15 protein-coding genes are annotated in these 17044 nt (G+C 65.1%); 5 read left to right on the forward strand and 10 right to left on the reverse strand.

Annotated features, from left to right (window positions below; all coding sequences use genetic code 11):
- Window positions 1-121 precede the first annotated feature (121 nt).
- The gene (locus NA5_RS00470) at window positions 122-991 is read left to right on the forward strand and encodes an HAD family hydrolase (RefSeq protein ID WP_371856358.1); all 870 of its coding nucleotides are present in this window, start codon (window positions 122-124) and stop codon (window positions 989-991) included.
- A 493-nt stretch (window positions 992-1484) separates the two neighbouring features.
- Here NA5_RS00470 and NA5_RS00475 read toward each other — a convergent pair whose 3' ends face one another.
- The 5 genes from NA5_RS00475 to NA5_RS00495 all read right to left on the reverse strand — a co-directional run bounded on the left by NA5_RS00475 (window position 1485) and on the right by NA5_RS00495 (window position 7514).
- Window positions 1485-2231, reverse strand: coding sequence for a Fic family protein (locus NA5_RS00475; RefSeq protein WP_062980659.1), 747 nt, complete (start codon window positions 2229-2231; stop codon window positions 1485-1487).
- A 49-nt stretch (window positions 2232-2280) separates the two neighbouring features.
- Window positions 2281-3972, reverse strand: a complete 1692-nt coding sequence (locus NA5_RS00480) for a dipeptide ABC transporter ATP-binding protein (protein ID WP_062981224.1) — start codon at window positions 3970-3972, stop codon at window positions 2281-2283.
- 8 nt (window positions 3973-3980) lie between these two features.
- A complete protein-coding gene (locus NA5_RS00485; RefSeq protein WP_062981226.1) occupies window positions 3981-4934 on the reverse strand; it encodes an ABC transporter permease in 954 nt (317 codons plus the stop codon).
- The gene (locus NA5_RS00490; RefSeq protein WP_062980661.1) at window positions 4927-5853 is read right to left on the reverse strand and encodes an ABC transporter permease; all 927 of its coding nucleotides are present in this window, start codon (window positions 5851-5853) and stop codon (window positions 4927-4929) included. The genes NA5_RS00485 and NA5_RS00490 overlap by 8 nt, the downstream gene beginning before the upstream one ends.
- A gap of 62 nt (window positions 5854-5915) precedes the next feature.
- Window positions 5916-7514 (reverse strand): peptide ABC transporter substrate-binding protein, encoded by a 1599-nt coding sequence (locus NA5_RS00495; RefSeq protein ID WP_245672016.1) that lies wholly within the window; start codon window positions 7512-7514, stop codon window positions 5916-5918.
- Window positions 7515-7938: 424 nt separating this feature from the next.
- Between NA5_RS00495 and NA5_RS00500 the strand changes: the two genes are divergently transcribed.
- The 4 genes from NA5_RS00500 (at window position 7939) to NA5_RS00515 (ending at window position 12906) form a co-directional block, all read left to right on the forward strand.
- A complete protein-coding gene (locus tag NA5_RS00500) occupies window positions 7939-9966 on the forward strand; it encodes an acetate--CoA ligase (protein ID WP_062980666.1) in 2028 nt (675 codons plus the stop codon).
- A gap of 169 nt (window positions 9967-10135) precedes the next feature.
- Window positions 10136-11395: a Na+/H+ antiporter NhaA gene (gene nhaA / locus NA5_RS00505; protein ID WP_062981228.1), complete on the forward strand. Its 1260-nt coding sequence runs from the start codon at window positions 10136-10138 to the stop codon at window positions 11393-11395.
- On the forward strand, window positions 11392-11907 hold the full coding sequence (locus NA5_RS00510; protein ID WP_062980668.1) for a phage holin family protein: 516 nt from the start codon (window positions 11392-11394) through the stop codon (window positions 11905-11907). The genes nhaA and NA5_RS00510 overlap by 4 nt, the downstream gene beginning before the upstream one ends.
- Before the next feature lie 63 nt (window positions 11908-11970).
- Complete coding sequence (locus NA5_RS00515) at window positions 11971-12906, forward strand: alpha/beta fold hydrolase (RefSeq protein ID WP_062980670.1); 936 nt, start codon at window positions 11971-11973, stop codon at window positions 12904-12906.
- A 180-nt stretch (window positions 12907-13086) separates the two neighbouring features.
- Here NA5_RS00515 and NA5_RS00520 read toward each other — a convergent pair whose 3' ends face one another.
- The 5 genes from NA5_RS00520 to nth all read right to left on the reverse strand — a co-directional run bounded on the left by NA5_RS00520 (window position 13087) and on the right by nth (window position 17025).
- On the reverse strand, window positions 13087-13431 hold the full coding sequence (locus NA5_RS00520; protein ID WP_157110165.1) for a hypothetical protein: 345 nt from the start codon (window positions 13429-13431) through the stop codon (window positions 13087-13089).
- Between the two features lie 222 nt (window positions 13432-13653).
- Window positions 13654-14847, reverse strand: a complete 1194-nt coding sequence (locus tag NA5_RS00525; protein ID WP_062980674.1) for a MarP family serine protease — start codon at window positions 14845-14847, stop codon at window positions 13654-13656.
- Window positions 14844-15563 (reverse strand): NUDIX hydrolase, encoded by a 720-nt coding sequence (locus NA5_RS00530; RefSeq protein WP_245672017.1) that lies wholly within the window; start codon window positions 15561-15563, stop codon window positions 14844-14846. The genes NA5_RS00525 and NA5_RS00530 overlap by 4 nt, the downstream gene beginning before the upstream one ends.
- Window positions 15560-16195: a TlpA family protein disulfide reductase gene (locus NA5_RS00535; protein ID WP_062980676.1), complete on the reverse strand. Its 636-nt coding sequence runs from the start codon at window positions 16193-16195 to the stop codon at window positions 15560-15562. The genes NA5_RS00530 and NA5_RS00535 overlap by 4 nt, the downstream gene beginning before the upstream one ends.
- On the reverse strand, window positions 16192-17025 hold the full coding sequence (gene nth / locus NA5_RS00540) for an endonuclease III (RefSeq protein ID WP_084483777.1): 834 nt from the start codon (window positions 17023-17025) through the stop codon (window positions 16192-16194). The genes NA5_RS00535 and nth overlap by 4 nt, the downstream gene beginning before the upstream one ends.
- Window positions 17026-17044 lie beyond the last annotated feature (19 nt).

Raw genomic sequence — 17044 nt, forward strand, 5'->3', positions numbered from 1 at the left:
AGTCTGTCGTCGGAGAACTTTATGGCCACCACCGGCCCGGCGTCTGCGGGGCAAACCCGCCGAACGAACCGGACGTGCGACCCGTCGGACACCGTCGCCTCGGCATGCATATTCTGAACGAGTGACGGCCGATGGCGACCAGACAGAGCTCGCGAACCAGACGGCACGGGACGTGACGGCAACGAAGCGACCGGGCGCCGGGGGCGAGCGCGTGGCCGCCTTCTTCGATCTCGACAAGACGGTGATCGCGAAATCGAGCACCTATGTGTTCAGTAAGCCCTTCTACGCACAGGGCCTGCTGAACCGGCGCGCGGTGCTGGAGAGCAGTTACGCCCACTTCCTGTTCATGCTGTCGGGCGCCGACCACGATCAGATGGAGCGCATGCGCGCCAATCTGACGAATATGGTCGCGGGCTGGGACGTCGAACAGGTGAAATCGATTGTGGCCGAGACACTTCACGAACTCGTCGACCCGCTGATCTACGCCGAGGCCGCGGATCTCATTGCCGACCACAAGATCCGGGGACACGATGTGGTGATCGTCTCGGCCTCGGGCGAGGAGATCGTCGGGCCGATCGCCGAGGTGCTCGGCGCCTCGCATACCGCGGCGACCCGGATGGTGGTCGAGGACGGCCGCTACACCGGCGAGGTCGAGTTCTACTGTTACGGTGCCGGTAAGGTGACCGCGATCGAAAAGCTCGCCGCCGCTGAGGGTTACGATCTCACGCGGTGTTATGCCTACTCCGATTCGGTGACCGATCTACCGATGCTGACCGCGGTGGGGCATCCGACCGCGGTGAATCCGGATCGCAATCTGCGTCGCGAAGCGGTGGCCAAGGGATGGCCGATCCTCACCTTCTCCAACCCGGTCTCGCTGTGGGCGCGTTTCCAGAGTCCGTCGTCGACCACCCTTGCCGCGACGGCGGCGGTGGGGCTGAGTGCGGTGCTGGCCGGGGCGATCAGCTACCGGCTGCTGCGCCGACGCCGCTGAGGCGTAGCTGCCCGGTTCGGCCCGCATCGGAGGGCTGTTCAGGGGCGCGGCGGACGGCTTGCCGACCTACCACAGAGGCCGCCGCGACCAGGGATTCAACCACGAAACGCCGGTAGACACACCGCTTATTGAATGTTTTCCGAAGCCTTGATGTGAGGGCAGTCACAGTGTAGAACTGTAACTACGGAAGGACGGAAGGCCAGAGCGGAGCCGGAAGAGAAGGCTCAGCTCCCCGACCCACCCTTCCCAGCACGGGCACCAGGCACCCACGCGGAGCGCGCCGCGACAAGGGCAGAAGCGTTGTGGGCCTGCGAGATCCGGGTTTTCGACGGCGAAGGCCTCGCACAGGTTGCGGGGATGAACCGGCGGAGTTCGGATAATCGCCGAGGCCGCAGAACACAACCCACCTAGCACGCTTGGTAACCGGGTATCCGTGCTAGCGGGCGGTGAGGTCGTCAACGACAACGCCGCCCGCTTTGATGTGTGTGGGTCCCTATCCGGATGCCGCGTCGGCGATCGATGTCGCCTCCCGCGCACCGTCTTCGAAGGCGCCGCAGCACAGGATCACCCAGCCGCCCACCGCATCCGGAGCACTCGAGCCGAATCCGGTCGCCGCATCCAGATACTGCTGACGCCGCCGCAACCAGAACACCTCCGGCACGCCGAGGCTGTGCGGGTCCAGCCCACTGGACGCGGCAACGAGTCGCGAGGCGGCCCGCGCCACGATGCCGTCGGCCGTACCGAACGGCCGCAATGTCAGTAGCTCGCCGTGCACGACCGCGGCGATGACCGGGGCCGGCGCCTTGGATCCGAGCACGGTCTGCGCCAGCAGGTCGAGCCGTTCGGCCACGCCGCCGTCAGAGCGCGGCCGCCCGAGTAGCGCCTCGTCGGTCACCAGGTCGGCGGCGGCCAGCAGGTGCAGCCGGGCCAGCGCCTGCAGCGGCGCACGCTGCCAGGTGCCGATCAGATTCCGCAGCGCTTCACCGTCGAGTGCCTGCCCAACCCGCAGCGAACCGGCCAGGATCGGATCCGCGACCCGGCCGTCGGCGGGCAGCTCGGTGCTGCCGCCCTCGATCGCGGCGGATGAGCGCGCGGCCCGCACCGCCGCCTCGGCGGCCGTGGTCGGCCAGCCCCGCCGGTTCGCCTTGTGCCGATGCACGGCGGCGAGCGCGTCACGCGCCTTATCGGCGGCTTCGCGCACACCTGGCAGATCGACGAGGGGCTGTAGCGGATCGGTCACTGTGCTGATTTTGCCGCGCCCGCACCGCGACCGATCCACTACCCCCTGGTCAGCCCGCCAGCAGGTCCCGTCCGGGAATGGCGTCGAGCAGGCGGCGGGTGTACTCCTCCCTGGGGTGCTGGAAGACCTCGTCGGTGGTGGCCGCTTCGACGATCCTGCCGGTCTGCATGACCAGGACGTCGTCGGCGATCTGCCGGACGACGGCCAAGTCATGGGTAATGAACAGATAGGACAGACCCAGCTCGGCTTGTAAGTCGTTGAGCAGCTTGAGGATTTGCGCCTGGACCAGGACGTCGAGCGCGGAAACCGCTTCGTCGCACACCACGACCTCCGGGGAGAGCGCTAGCGCACGGGCCACCGCGACGCGCTGACGTTGGCCGCCGGAGAGTTCGTTGGGGTAGCGGCGCATTACCGAAGACGGCAGCGATACCTTGTCCAACAGGTCGCGCACTGTCGCCTCACGTTCCTTGGCGGTGCCGATCTTATGCGTGCGCAGCGGTTCTTCGATGGTGCGGTAGATCGAGTACATCGGATCGAGCGAACCGTAAGGGTCCTGGAAAATGGGTTGCACCCGACGGCGAAAAGCGAACGCGCCCTTGCGATCCAGCTTCGCCACTTCGCGGCCGTCGAAGGTCACCGAGCCCGAGGTCGGTTCGAGCAGGCCCAGAACCATCTGTGCCACAGTGGATTTCCCCGAGCCGGACTCGCCGACGATGGCGGTGGTCGTGCCGCGCTTCAACCGGAACGACACATCGTCGACCGCGACGAAATCCGTGGACTTCCACGGTGTACTACCCCGAATCTTGAACGCCTTGGTCAGATTCTGCGCGACCACCACGTCATCGGAGAGCGCGGCGATGTCGCTATCGCCCGCCGCGACCTCCTCGGCGACCTGTACCGCCTGCTCGCGCACCGCTATCCGCTCCCGCACCGAGGACAACCGCTGCGAGGCGAGCGAGGGAGCCGAATTCACCAGCTTCTTGGTGTACAGATGCTGCGGTTCGCGCAGAATCTGCAGTGCCGGACCGGATTCCACCACCCTGCCGCGATACATCACCACCAAGTGCTCCGCACGTTCGGCGGCCAAGCCGAGGTCGTGGGTGATGAGCAGAACCGCGGTACCGAGTTCGCTGGTGAGTTCGTCGAGGTGGTCGAGGATCTGCCGCTGCACCGTCACGTCGAGGGCCGAGGTCGGCTCGTCGGCGATCAGCAGTTTGGGGCGGCAGGCCAACCCGATGGCGATGAGCGCGCGCTGACGCATACCGCCGGAGAATTCGTGCGGATACTGGTTCACCCGGCGCGCCGCATCGGACATACCGGCTTCCTCGAGCAGTTCGACAGCGCGCTGTTCGGCTGCCTTGCCTTTGGCAATACCATTGGCCTCCAACGTCTCTCGGATCTGGAATCCGATCTTCCACACCGGATTCAGATTCGACATCGGATCCTGCGGCACCAATCCGATACCGCTGCCGCGGACCGCGACGACCTCCTTCTTCGACGCCTTCGCCAGATCCTTGCCGTCGAATCTGATCGAGCCCGAGGTGACCTGCCCGGTGCCGGGCAGCAGGTCGATAACGCTGTGCGCGGTTGTGGACTTCCCGGATCCGGATTCGCCGACGATGGCGACGGTCTGTCCCGGATACACCGTCAGGCTGACATCGCGCACCGCCGGAACCTTCTTGCCCTCGGCGGAGAAGCAGACGTTGAGATCCTCGATCTCGAGCAATGGTTCATCGGACATCGCCGCGGTCACCTCTTCCTCGACTTCGGATCGAGCGCGTCCCGCAGCGCGTCGCCGAGCAGGATGAAGCTCAGCACGGTCAGCGCCAAAGCCGTTGCGGGATAGAACAAAATCGGCGAGCCGCCGCGAAGTTCGTGCTGGTTGGTATTGATATCCGAGCCCCAGGACACGATCGTCCGTGGCAGGCCGACACCGAGGTAGGACAGTGTCGCCTCGGTGACGATGAATGCGCCGAGCCAGATGGTGGTGACCACGATCAGCGGTCCGGCCGCATTCGGCAGCACATGACGCAGCAGCGTGCGTATTCGGGATACCCCCAATGCCTTTGCCGCCGTGACATATTCACTGTTCTTCGCCTCGATGACCGCACTGCGCGCGATACGTGCCGCCTGGGGCCAGGTGAAGGCGGCAAGAATCAGGATGACGGTCCAGATCGTGCGTGAATCGAGCAGCTGCATGATGACGATCGCGGCCAGCATCAGCGGAATCGCGTAGAAGATCTCCGCGATGCGCGACACCACCGAATCGAGCAGCCCGCCGTAGAAGCCCGCGAGGGCCCCGAGCGTACCGCCGACGAGCAGGAATACCGTGGTGGCGCCCAACCCGGCCATTACGGAGGCGCGTGCACCGTAAACCGTTCGGGTGTAGACATCGCAGCCCTGTTTATCGAAACCGAAGGGGTGTCCGGGCCCGCGCGGATCCATGCTGAAATCGCCGTTGCAGTAACGCGGATCCTGATCGGAGAACAGGCCGGGCCACAGCACCACGATGGCGATGAACACGATCATCACCGCGGCCACGATGAAGATCGGATTGCGACGCAATTGCCGCCACGCGTCCTGCCAGATGCTGGTCGGCGAACCGGTATCGACGACCTGATCGGTGGCGAGCACCTCGACTTCATCGGGCGGCGCGACGAAATGTCGTTGCCGGTCCCGAGCTTTCTTCTCCAGCTCAGGCATATCGGATCCTCGGGTCGAGCGCGGCATAGAGCAGATCGATGATCAGATTCGAGATCAGGAAGATCACGATGAGCACGGTCACGAACGAGACCACCGTCGGCGGCTCACCGCGGGTAATGGCCTGGTACAACGTGCCACCTACACCCGGAATATTGAAGATGCCCTCGGTGACGACCGCGCCGCCGATCAATGCACCGAGATCGGCGCCGAGGAAGGTGATCACCGGAATCATCGAATTACGCAGAATGTGCACGGTGACCACGCGTGGGCGACTGAGCCCCTTCGCGGTCGCGGTGCGCACGTAATCGGCGGACATGTTCTCCGCCACCGAGTTTCGGGTCAGCCGCAGCACGTAGGCGAACGACAGTGAACCGAGTACGAATGCGGGCACGAGCAATTCACCGACACTCGCCTTACCGGTGACGGTCACCGGGGCGATACCCCACTTCACACCCAGTACGAACTGGGCGAGGAACCCGATCACGAAGATCGGCACCGCGATGATGATCAGGCTGACCACCAGCAGTGTCGAGTCGAACAGTTTGCCTTTGCGCAGTCCGGCGATCAGACCGAAGACGACACCGAAGATGCCCTCGATGAGCACGGCCATGAATGCCAATTTGATGGTGATCGGGAATGCGCGGGCGAGTTCGTCGCGGACCGGGCGGCCGGAAAAGGCCGTCCCGAAGTCGAGGGTGAAAATGCCCTTCAGATACAGCAGATACTGCACGATGAACGGACGATCCAGGTGATAGCGCGCACGCAGCTGGGCCTCGACGGCAGGCGTCATCGGCTTGTCCCCGGCCAGCGCGTGGATCGGATCGCCCGGAACTAAGAAGACCAGTGCATAGATGAGCAGCGTCGCCCCGAGGAAGACGGGGATCATTTGGAGCAGACGCCGCACGACATACCAGGCCATTTCGTCTCCTGGGTGAGCGGTGCGGCCGTGCCCGTCGGAACCGGCACGGCCGCGCCGGGCGGCTACTTCTCGATGTTTTCGAAGTCGAACAGACCGTTCCAGGCCAGGTCGGCGTGCTTCACCTTGTCCGAACGTCCCGCCGCGGCAAGGTAATCGAGCACCGGGATATCGGCCATATCCTTGATCAGCAACGCCTGTGCCTGCGCCACGATCTTGTACGACTCGTCCAGCGTCGGCGCGGCCTGTGCGGCGTCGAGCAGGTGGTCGAATTCGGGGCTCTTGTAGTCGACGTTATTGGTCTCGGAGTAGCTGTAGTACTGCGAGGTGAGGAACTGCAGCATGGTCGGGTAGTCGCCCTGCCAGCCGTAGCGGAACGCCTTGCCGATCGTCTTCTGGTTCACCAGATCTCGGATGTTCTTGAACGTCGGATACGGTGCGCCGACGGCATCGATACCGAGGGTGTTCTTGATGCTGTTGGCCACGGCCTCGATCCACGCCTGGTGGCCGCCGTCGGAGTTGTAGGCGATCTCGTAACGACCCGACCACGGCGAAATGGCATCGGCCTGCGCCCAAATCTTCTTGGCCTCTTCGGGGTTGTACTTCAACACCTCCGAGCCGGGCAGGTTGCCGTTGAATCCGGGCAGGGTGCTCGAAGTGAAGTCGCGCGCCGGAATCTTGGTGCCGTTGAAGATGGTGTCGCAGATCTGCTGCCGGTTGATCGCCATCGAGATCGCCCGGCGGCGCAGCAGTCCTTCCTCGCCGCCGAAATGCGGAACATTGGCTTGGACGCCGATGTGCTGGTTCTGCGCGGAGGGGTCCAGGATCGCGCGATCGCCGAGGTCCTTCTTGTACGACGTCAGCGCGCTGTCCGGAATCGTGTCGAGGGTATCGAGATTGCCCGCCTGCAGATCGGAGTAGGCGGTATCGAACGACTGGTACATGACGAACCGCAGACCCTTGTTCTTGGGCGCGCGTCCGCCCTTGTAGTCCGGGTTGGGCACCAGGTCGATCTTGACGTTGTGCTCCCAGGTCTGGAACTTGTACGGGCCGTTGCCGATCGGGTTCTCGCCGAAGGCCTTCATATCCTTGAACGCCGCATCGGGCAGCGGATAGAACGGCGCGTAGCCGAGTTCGGTCTCGAAGTCGATCGATGGCGACTTCAGCTCGACGGTGAAGGTTCGGTCGTCGACCACCTTCAGCCCCGACATCGTTTGTGCCGTGGGCTTTTCGGCCGACACCTCATCGAATCCGACGATCGGAGTGAACACGTAGCTCTGCAACTGACCATTGGTGCCGAGCGCGCCGTAGTTCCAGGCGTCGACGAACGACTTCGCGGTCACCGTGGTGCCGTCGGTGAACTTCCAGTCCGGCTTGATGGTGATCGTGTAGGTCTTGCGGTCGGTCGTCTTGATGGACTCGGCCATCTCGTCGTGCGCAACGCCCTTGCCGTCGTAGTACTTCAGACCGGCGAACAACCGGTCCACGACGCGACCGCCCATATTCTCGTTGGTGTTGGTCGGCACCAACGGATTCTGCGGCTCACCACCGTTCGTGGTGACGATGTCGGCGTCGGCACTATCGCTCGACGAACATGCGGACAGTCCCAGGCTTGTGGCCAGCAGGACTGCCGCGATCAACGCTGTAGCTCTGTTGAATCTCAACGCGTTCTCCCGATTTCGAGACAGGCAAAGGGGATCGGAGACGACGCATGGGTATCTGCCCGGACTCGATCCGCCTTGGAATGCCTGGGACGTTAGCTATTCGAAGCAGCCTTGTCACCGGATTGACAGAGGTTCGTTCCACTTGTTACCAATCCGGCAACATCGTCGTAACGCGCTAAACATTAATGAGAAAACAGGCATCCGCCGGAACTATGCCTCCGTTGGGGCTTCCGGTATCCGGAGCTGGTTGGTCTATGACGATAGCTACCGAAGGCCCGGTTTGTCAGCGGATCGCGCAGGATACCCGCCGCGCTGACGCGATGGAAACCCATTGGACACAGCAGGCGCGGGCTGGATCACAGTTGGTTACTGTCGAAATCGACTGCGACTGCCAGCACACGGGGCCACGTGAGGAAGAGACGAGATGACCGAAACCACCGACCACCGGGACTCGTACCCGCCGACCGCGGAATTCGCCGCGGCGGCGAATGCCGACGCGTCGTTGTACCAGCGGGCCGCGGCGGATCGCGACGCGTTCTGGGCCGAGCAGGCCGAGCGGCTGCACTGGGAGCAGCCGTGGACACAGGTGCTCGACTGGAGTGACGCGCCCGTCGCGAAGTGGTTCGTCGACGGCAAGCTCAATGTCGCCTACAACTGCGTGGACCGCCATGTGCTCGACGGGCACGGCGATCAGGTCGCCATCCATTGGGAGGGCGAACCCGGCGACTCCCGCGACATCACCTACGCCGAACTCCTCGCCGAAGTTTCCCGCGCCGCAAACTATTTGACCGAACTCGGGCTCGAAGCGGGCGATCGGGTCGCCATCTATATGCCGATGGTTCCCGAGGCCATCGTGTCGATGCTCGCCTGCGCCCGACTGGGACTGACGCATTCGGTGGTCTTCGCGGGCTTCTCCCCCACCGCATTACGCCAGCGCGTCGATGACGCGAGCGCACGGTTGATCATCACCACCGACGGGCAGTGGCGACGAGGTAAGGCGGCACCCCTCAAGGAGGCCGTTGACGACGCGCTCTACGCCAACGGCGATGTGCCGCCCCGCCCGAGCGGTCAGGGCCCGGAGGAGGCAGCTGGCGTAACCACGGAGGGCCCCCGCTCGGGCGAAAGTGGACACAGCGTCGAACACGTGTTGGTGGTGCGCCGCACCGATATCGAGGTGCCGTGGACCGAGGGTCGCGATCTGTGGTGGCACGAGACCGTCGCGCAAGCCTCCCCCGAACACGAGGCGCAGGCGTTCGACGCCGAACATCGGCTGTTCATCCTCTACACCTCCGGCACCACCGGTAAGCCCAAGGGCATCCTGCACACCAGCGGCGGATACCTCACCCAGGCGTCCTACACCCACCACAATGTCTTCGACCACAGGGCCGGAAGCGACATCTACTGGTGCACCGCCGATATCGGCTGGGTCACCGGGCACACCTACATCGTCTACGGACCGCTGTCGAACCGAACCACCCAGGTCGTCTACGAGGGAACGCCGAACTTCCCGGATGAGCACCGGCATTGGAATATCATCGAAAAGTACGGTGTCACAATCTATTACACGGCACCGACGCTGGTGCGTACATTCATGAAATGGGGCAGGGAGATTCCGGCCGCCCACGATCTGTCCAGCATTCGGGTGCTCGGCAGCGTCGGCGAACCGATCAACCCGGAGGCCTGGCGCTGGTACCGCGAGGTGATCGGCGCGAACACCGCGCCCATCGTGGACACCTGGTGGCAGACCGAGACCGGGTCGATCATGATTTCCCCGCTGCCCGGCGTCACCGCCGCCAAGCCCGGCGCGGCGATGACACCGCTGCCCGGTATTTCGGCGAAGGTCGTCGACGAGGAGGGCAAGGCGGTCGAGCTCGGCGAGACCGAGGCCAACGGCTATCTGGTGCTCGATCAGCCGTGGCCGTCGATGCTGCGCGGCATCTGGGGCGATATGGACCGCTACCGGGCCACCTATTGGGAACGCTATGCCGAACAGGGCTGGTACTTCGCCGGTGACGGCGCCAAGCTCGATGCCGACGGCGACCTGTGGGTGCTCGGCCGGGTCGACGATGTGATGAATGTGTCGGGGCACCGCATCTCCACCGCCGAAGTCGAATCCGCGCTGGTCGGGCACTCCGGGGTGGCCGAGGCCGCCGTGGTCGGCGCCACCGATGCGACCACCGGACAGGGCATCGTCGCCTTCGTGATCCTGACCGCCGAGGCCAAGGACACCGGCGACGCGCTGATCGACGAACTGAAGGCGGAGGTGTCGCGGGAGATCAGCCCGATCGCCCGGCCGCGCGAGATCCACGTGGTGCCCGAACTGCCCAAGACCCGCAGCGGCAAGATCATGCGGCGACTGCTGCGCGACGTCGCGGAGGGCCGCGAATTGGGCGATACCTCGACGCTGGTCGATCCGAATGTTTTCGAGGCGATTCGGGCCAGTCGCGCCTGAATCGGCATATCGCGTACGGCCGGTGACGGAATTCGTCACCGGCCGTACCCGTTAGAATTGCGTAAGGTGTGCCGGGAAGCCTGGTCGGCATGCGGTCGTGTACCTGAAAGCCGGATCGGTGGGATTGCGCGTCCGCGGTCCAGTCCACCCCGGCGGAAGGTTTCCCGTGATCACCCAAGTGCGCTCGGAGCTGACGCGCTACCTGCGCACCGAAACGGTTGGTGGCGCAATACTTCTGATCGCGGCTGCTGTCGCGTTGCTGTGGGTGAACTCGCCGTGCGGGGCGAGCTACTTCACCGTCACCGAGTACACCTTGCCGATCAAGGCACTGCATCTGGATCTGACCGTCGCGGACTGGACCAAGGACGGTCTGCTGACCGTCTTCTTCTTCGTCGCCGGACTGGAGCTCAAACGCGAACTAGTGGTCGGCGAGCTCGCCGACCCCAAGCGGGCCGCGCTGCCGATCATCGCTGCGGTCGGCGGCGTGGTCACCCCGGCGCTGATCGCGTTCGCGGTCGGATTCGGCGTCGACGGCATGGACCGGGGCTGGGCGATTCCGGTGGCGACCGATATCGCGTTCGCACTGGCCGTGCTGGCCATGACCGGCTCCCGGATCCCGGCCAGCGCCAGAGTCTTCCTACTGAGCCTCGCGGTGGTCGACGATCTGCTCGCCATCATCCTGATCGCGGTGCTGTTCACCACGACGCTGTCGGCGCTGTGGCTGCTGGCCGCGGCGGCCTGTTTCGCGGGGTGGGCGCTGGCCCAGCACAAGCGGATCTCGACACCGCTGCTGTATGTGCCGCTCGCGCTGGTCTCCTGGTACGCGCTGCACGAGGCGGGCATCCATCCGACCCTGGCCGGTGTCGCGCTAGGCCTGCTCACCAGGGTGCGCAAGGACCCTGGTGAGACCGAAGCCCCCGCAACGCGGCTCGAGCATATGATCCAGCCGATCTCGGCCGGACTCTGCGTGCCGCTGTTCGCCTTGTTCGCCTCCGGAGTTCGGTTGGACGGCAAGGTTTTCCAGCAGCTGTTCAGCGACCGGCTGGCACTGGCGATAATTCTCGGATTACTGCTCGGCAAGACCCTCGGCATCTTCGGAATCAGCTGGGTGGCAATCCGATTAGGCATTGCCGAGCGTCCGGCCCACCTCGGCTACCGAGACATGTTCGCCCTCTCGGTGCTCGGCGCGATCGGCTTCACCGTTAGCCTTCTGGTGGCAGAACTCGCGCTGACGCACGTCGGTGACGGCTCGGCCGTCGAATTGGCCAAAGCCGCGGTATTGGTGACGTCAATGGCGGCGTCGCTCGCGGGTTCGGCGCTACTGTTGCGGCGTGGGCGTGTCCACCAGGCGCGGCGGGACGCGCGTGCGATAGAACGAGAGACCGAGGCGGAAGCAGTGCCGGGACAGGGAGAAGGGTCGACCAAGTGAGTTTCGCAAACGGCGGTAACGGGGATGAGTCGCGTCGCGGCCGCACTGTCACCTCGATTCCCCTCTCGGACGCCAACCCGGTCGGGTCGAGGAGCTTCGGCACACTGGTCCGCGATGCCACCGAGCAGATGTCGACGCTGGTGCGCGCCGAGGTCGAGTTGGCCAAGGCGGAGGTGACCGGGGAGATCAAGAAGGGGCTGCAGGGCAGCGTCTACTTCATCCTCGCGCTGACCGTGCTGCTGTTCAGCACCTTCTTCTTTTTCTTCTTCCTCGGCGAGCTGCTCGATGTCTGGCTGGCGCGCTGGGCGGCGTTCCTTATCGTGTTCCTGCTGATGATCGTCGCGACGGCGGTACTCGCCCTGCTCGGCTATCTGCGGGTCAAGAAGCTGCGGGCGCCGGAGAAGACGATCGATTCGCTCAAGCAGGCGCGCACGGTGCTGCCGAGCGGATTCGGCTCGCACGAGGAGCACCTCGCGCTCGCGGAGCCGACGCTCGAGCAGCCGTCGAAGTAGCGGCCGGGCGGCGCGGCAGCGTCGACTAGGCGGTGAGCCGGACCCCTACTAGGCTCGGTCGGCGTGTCGTCGAACTCATTTCCCGATCCGTCCAGCGTCCGCTACGACGGTCCGTGGACGCATCGGGACGTGCACGCGAACGGCATCCGCTTCCATGTCGTCGAGGCCGCGCCGGAGCGCACGGACGCACCTCTGGTCGTCCTGCTACACGGATTCGCCGACCTCTGGTGGTCCTGGCGGCATCAACTGACCGGACTCGCCGAACTCGGCTACCGCGCGGTCGCGGTGGATCTGCGCGGCTACGGCGACAGCGATAAACCGCCGCGCGGCTATGACGGTTGGACGCTCGCCGGTGATATCGCCGGACTCATTCGAGCGATGGGTTATTCCGAGGCCACACTCGTCGGACATGCCGACGGCGGACTGGTGTGTTGGACGACCGCGGTGCTGCATCCACGGCTGGTGCGCTCGATCGCACTGGTGAGCTCCCCGCATCCGGCCGCCCTCAAGAGCGCGGTGCTGCGGGATCGGCGGCAGCGGCGCACCTGGCTGCCGAATTTCCTGCGCTATCAGCTGCCGCGCTACGGCGAACACCTGCTGACCACCGGCAACGGTTTCGAGGTCGAGCGGCTGCTGCGGCAGCGCGTGAGCCGAACCTGGTCGGGCACCGGGGAATTCATCGAGACGGCCGATCGGATGCGCTCGGCCATCCAGATTCCGGGTGCGGCGCACTGTGCGCTGGAATATCAGCGCTGGGCCTTCCGCAGTCAATGGCGACCGGACGGTCGGCGGTTCATGGCCACCATGCGGGTGCCGATCCATATTCCGGTGCTCGCCATGCGCGGTGAACTCGACAGCTACATCCTGCCCGCGACCTTCCAGCGCGGCCGCCGGTTGTCACCACAGCGGCGCCAGGTCGTGATTCCGGGCGCGGGTCACTTTGCGCACCAAGAGAACCCGGACGCCGTCACGACAGAGTTGGCCAAACTGCTCACGTAAACGAGCGGCAACAGCTCGATCGGTGATATTAAGCGAACAGGCTCCCGATTCCGGCTCTCTGTCTGGATCGGCATTGGCCCGGTGCTGATACCGCACCGGGCCAAGCATCAACTACGAACCCTCGTCACGAAGCACCGCGGAGTCGGATCGATGGAACAGCCGACAACCGAGCGGAGGCGGTCAGTAGTCGAAGTAAATCCTCGTCACGATCTCGTCATTGAGGTTGAAGCTTTGGCCTTCACCGAAATCGTGGCGACCCGACTGCTCGGTTTCAAACCAACCTTTGTGTTTCACGGTTTCGATGTAGTAAGCGGGCAGACGTTCCGGAAAGTTCATCGACGTACGGCCTCCGTAGAAGCACTCGAGTGAAAGACCTTCCGAGGTCCGGCCGTGGTAATAGACGCAGAGTCGGTCCGCGTATGGGTCGTCCGCTGCCGCAGTTCCGATGGCAAGCGCCCCCAGACCGATCGACATGGTGACTGCTGCGGCCGCCGCCACCCAAGTTCGCCGAAGCTTACTCAACATGATTCATTCCTCCAGTGATACCCCCGGAGGACCAGCACTGCACCGTAAGTTGGTGGCAGCCTTTAGGATTCACTACCGCAGGGTCCCCCGGCGCCCTGCTTCGTACACAGTAGCAGTGAATCGCGTATGTCGGCCTACCATCCGAACCCACCGGCTGAGCGAGCTGGCACAACCAGTTGAACCCACTTATCATCAGGCGGCCGAGACGCCGTACCTGCCCGATCAGCTGAGCACGCAGGCTCCTGTCTCAACCGACGTCCTCGATGCCGGGGCTGCGTCGAGCTGGGAGCGGACTTCGGAGAGGGTCAGTACATAGCCGGTGTCGTCGTCGGTGACGGCAGCACCGAACACGATACCGAGCAGCCGCCCCTCGGTATCCACCAGCGGTCCACCGGAATTGCCTGCACGCACCTTGCCGCGGATTGTATAGACCTCTCGTTCTACTGTGCCGTTGCGATAGATGGTCGGCCCCGTCAGGTCGAGGACCTCTCGCACCCGTGCAATGCTCGCCGAATACAACCCTCCCCCAGGGTAACCAAGCACGATGGCACTGTCCCCAGATCGTGCGGGCGACGGAGCCTCGGAAATAGCCGGGGCGGTGAGCCCGGGAACGGCGAGCACCGCGACGTCTTTGGATGGATCGAACAGCACCACGGTGGCGTCCAATTGTCCGCCGCCAAAGTCCACCTTGATGGAGGTCGTCCCAGCAACCACGTGGGCGTTCGTGACGACACGCTCGGGTGCAGCCACGAAACCGGAACCCTCGAGCGCCCGCTGACAACTCGGGGCGACGCCGTGGATCCGCAGCACGCTCTGTTGCAGCGCGGCGGGGACCGGGCTACCGATCAGACCAGGATCGGGCGGTTCGACCGCCGCGATCGGCGCACGACCGAACGGTCCGATGACATCCGGCAACCCGGAAGTGTTGAGCAGCCTGGAGAATTCGTTCGGCAGCCGCCGCAGCCAATTCGGCGAGACATCGTTGACGTCGGCGAGCACCTTCGACCCATTGATGGCCGCGGCGATGGCGGGCTGGGACGAGGTGGCCAGCGGCAGCGCCAGCAGCCACGCGGTGACCAGCACCGCGACCGCCTGCAATACCGCGCCGACGACGCTGTCCACACTGCGGGTGAACGGATGTCGCATACCGCCGCGCGCGGCCCGGCCGAGCACCATGCCCGCGACCTCACCAACGATGACCAGCACCACGATCAACAGCACGCCGGTGAGCACCCGCGGTCTGCCCTCGTCGACGTGGATCAGGATGTGCGGCGCGATGAGAATGCCCGCGACCGCGCCGAGTACGACGCCGAGGAAGGCCAGCGCGGAAGCCACCGCGCCCTGGCGCCAACCGGAGGAGGCGGCAAGCAGCGCGAGCAGCACCACCGCGATATCGAGCCAAGCCGATGAACTCATAACGTCATCCCTACGGCCGCCAGCGCGGACTCTAGATCGCGGACATCGCTGTGGTCCCAGTCCCGTTCCCACCCAGCGGATTTGCAGATGCCCGCCAGAATGCCGCCGGTCAGTCCCCACACCAGCATTCCGTCCACCTGGAATGCCGGACTCTGATAGCCGAGGCTGCCGCGCACCATGAAGCGATTCGCCGGGTCCAGCAGATCGGCGAGGGGCACCCGCACGACGCGTTCGGTCTCGGTGTGGTTGACCACGCTGACCGCCCTCGGGGTGTGCCAGTAGGCGAGCACCGGGGTCACATCGAATCGCGACGGTGGCACGAACAGCTTCGGCAGTACGGCGAAGGGCTCGACGCCCTCGCGTGCCAGCCCGGTCTCCTCACAGGCCTCGCGCAGGGCGGTATCGATGGGTCCGGTGTCGCCGGGATCGACGGCACCGCCGGGAAAGGCGACCTGACCGCGGTGCTGGCGCATGGTGGACGCGCGCTGGGTCAGCAGCACATCGGCATTGGCGGGCAGCCCGCCCGGCGTCTCGGGATCGGCTTCGGGCGAACCGCTGAACAGCACGAGCACGGCCGCCTGCCGCGGTGTGGTGCTGACCGTCATGGCCCGGCGGACAGCACGCGCCAGGGACAATGTGTCGGTGGAATCGGTATTCGGGTCCGCCGCTCGGCGCAGCCACTTCGGGATGCTGTCCGGCATGGGGATCTCGGTCATGCCGCAACTCCCAAATTATTCGCGACCGTATCGGCGATATCGTCGACGCCGTTGAAGGCGCGCACCACCACCTCGGCGACCGAACCATCCGCGCGCAACAGCACCGTTACCGGCAGCACCGCGGGCGCACCGACCGCGGTACGCACCTTGGTGCGCGGGTCGAGGACGCCGGGCAACGTCACCTTCAAATCGGTCAGCAGCGCGAGCGCCCTCGCCTCATCCGGATCGCTGTGCACGGTCAGCACGGTAATCGCGTTTCCGGCCCGTCGCGCGTACTCCTGCACATCCGGCAACTCCTTGGCGCACGGTCCGCACCAGTACGCCCACAGGTTCAGCAATGCCGGTTTACCCGCGAGCGCGGCCGCCAGGTCGACCGATTTTCCGTCGGATAGGCAGGTCAGGCCGAGTCCGGCAAGCGGCCCGTGCCCCACAGCATCCGCCGCGGGCGCCGGACAATTCGCGAGTCCGGCGGCGGTGCGCGCCTCGACCGACGCGCTCGCCAGGGAATTTGCCGAATGGTCGCCGCTGGTCGCGGTGTCATCGTTTTCGCGGGGCCACAACGCGACCGCCAAGGCCACCACGGTGATCAACCCTGCCAGCGCCAAGCGCGCCGCGACAGGTATTCGTCTCACCGGCCCACCAGCTCGAGCAGATGCTCCGCCTCCGGACCCTTCACCAGCTTCGCCGCGATCTCCGGATCGGTCGGCCCGACCCCGAACGATGGACAGTCCTTGGCCAGCAGGCAGACACCGCATGCGGGCTTGCGGGAATGACAGACCCGACGCCCGTGGAAGATCACGCGATGGGACAGCATCGTCCATTCCTTGCGTTCGATCAGCTCGCCGATGGCGTGTTCGACCTTCACCGGATCTTCCTCGGTGGTCCACCCCCAGCGGCGCACCAGCCGACCGAAATGGGTGTCGACCGTGATGCCGGGTATCCCGAAGGCGTTGCCGAGGATGACGTTGGCGGTCTTGCGGCCGATGCCGGGCAACTGCACCAGTTCGTCGAGGGTGTGAGGCAATTCACCATCGAAGCGTTCGACCAGTGCCTGCCCGAGCCCGATCAGCGAACTGGTCTTGTTACGGAAGAACCCGGTGGGCCGGATGTATTCCTCCAGCTCCGCGCGGTTTGCCTCGGCGTAGGCGCGGGCGTCGGGATACCTGGCGAAGACCGCGGGTGTGGTCAGATTCACCCGCTCGTCTGTGCACTGCGCGGAAAGTATTGTCGCGACAGCCAATTCGAGCGGAGTTGTGAAGTCGAGCTCACAGTGCGCGTCCGGAAAGGCTACCGCGAGAGCGCGGTTCATCCGGCGGGCCCTTCGGGTACGGCCGAGCTGGGTTTCCGCTTGTCGCGCTCGGGATTTGCGCTTCGGCGCGGGGACCGCGGCGAGTTGCGCATCGGTCGCCTCGACGGCAGGCGCAGGCCCGCTCACGGCAGCAGTGGAGGGGGAGACACGCACGCGTCCACCATACGGAACC

This window comes from Nocardia anaemiae NBRC 100462, assembly GCF_001612725.1.
GTDB lineage: Bacteria > Actinomycetota > Actinomycetes > Mycobacteriales > Mycobacteriaceae > Nocardia > Nocardia anaemiae.

Bases quoted from the DNA above. Each gene is read 5' to 3' on its own strand.
- NA5_RS00520 (WP_157110165.1), bottom strand. From the start codon at position 13,431: ATGTTGAGTAAGCTTCGGCGAACTTGGGTGGCGGCGGCCGCAGCAGTC.
- NA5_RS00490 (WP_062980661.1), bottom strand. From the start codon at position 5,853: ATGGCCTGGTATGTCGTGCGGCGTCTGCTCCAAATGATCCCCGTCTTC.
- NA5_RS00500 (WP_062980666.1), top strand. From the start codon at position 7,939: ATGACCGAAACCACCGACCACCGGGACTCGTACCCGCCGACCGCGGAA.
- NA5_RS00525 (WP_062980674.1), bottom strand. From the start codon at position 14,847: ATGAGTTCATCGGCTTGGCTCGATATCGCGGTGGTGCTGCTCGCGCTG.
- NA5_RS00530 (WP_245672017.1), bottom strand. From the start codon at position 15,563: ATGACCGAGATCCCCATGCCGGACAGCATCCCGAAGTGGCTGCGCCGA.
- NA5_RS00480 (WP_062981224.1), bottom strand. From the start codon at position 3,972: ATGTCCGATGAACCATTGCTCGAGATCGAGGATCTCAACGTCTGCTTC.
- NA5_RS00485 (WP_062981226.1), bottom strand. From the start codon at position 4,934: ATGCCTGAGCTGGAGAAGAAAGCTCGGGACCGGCAACGACATTTCGTC.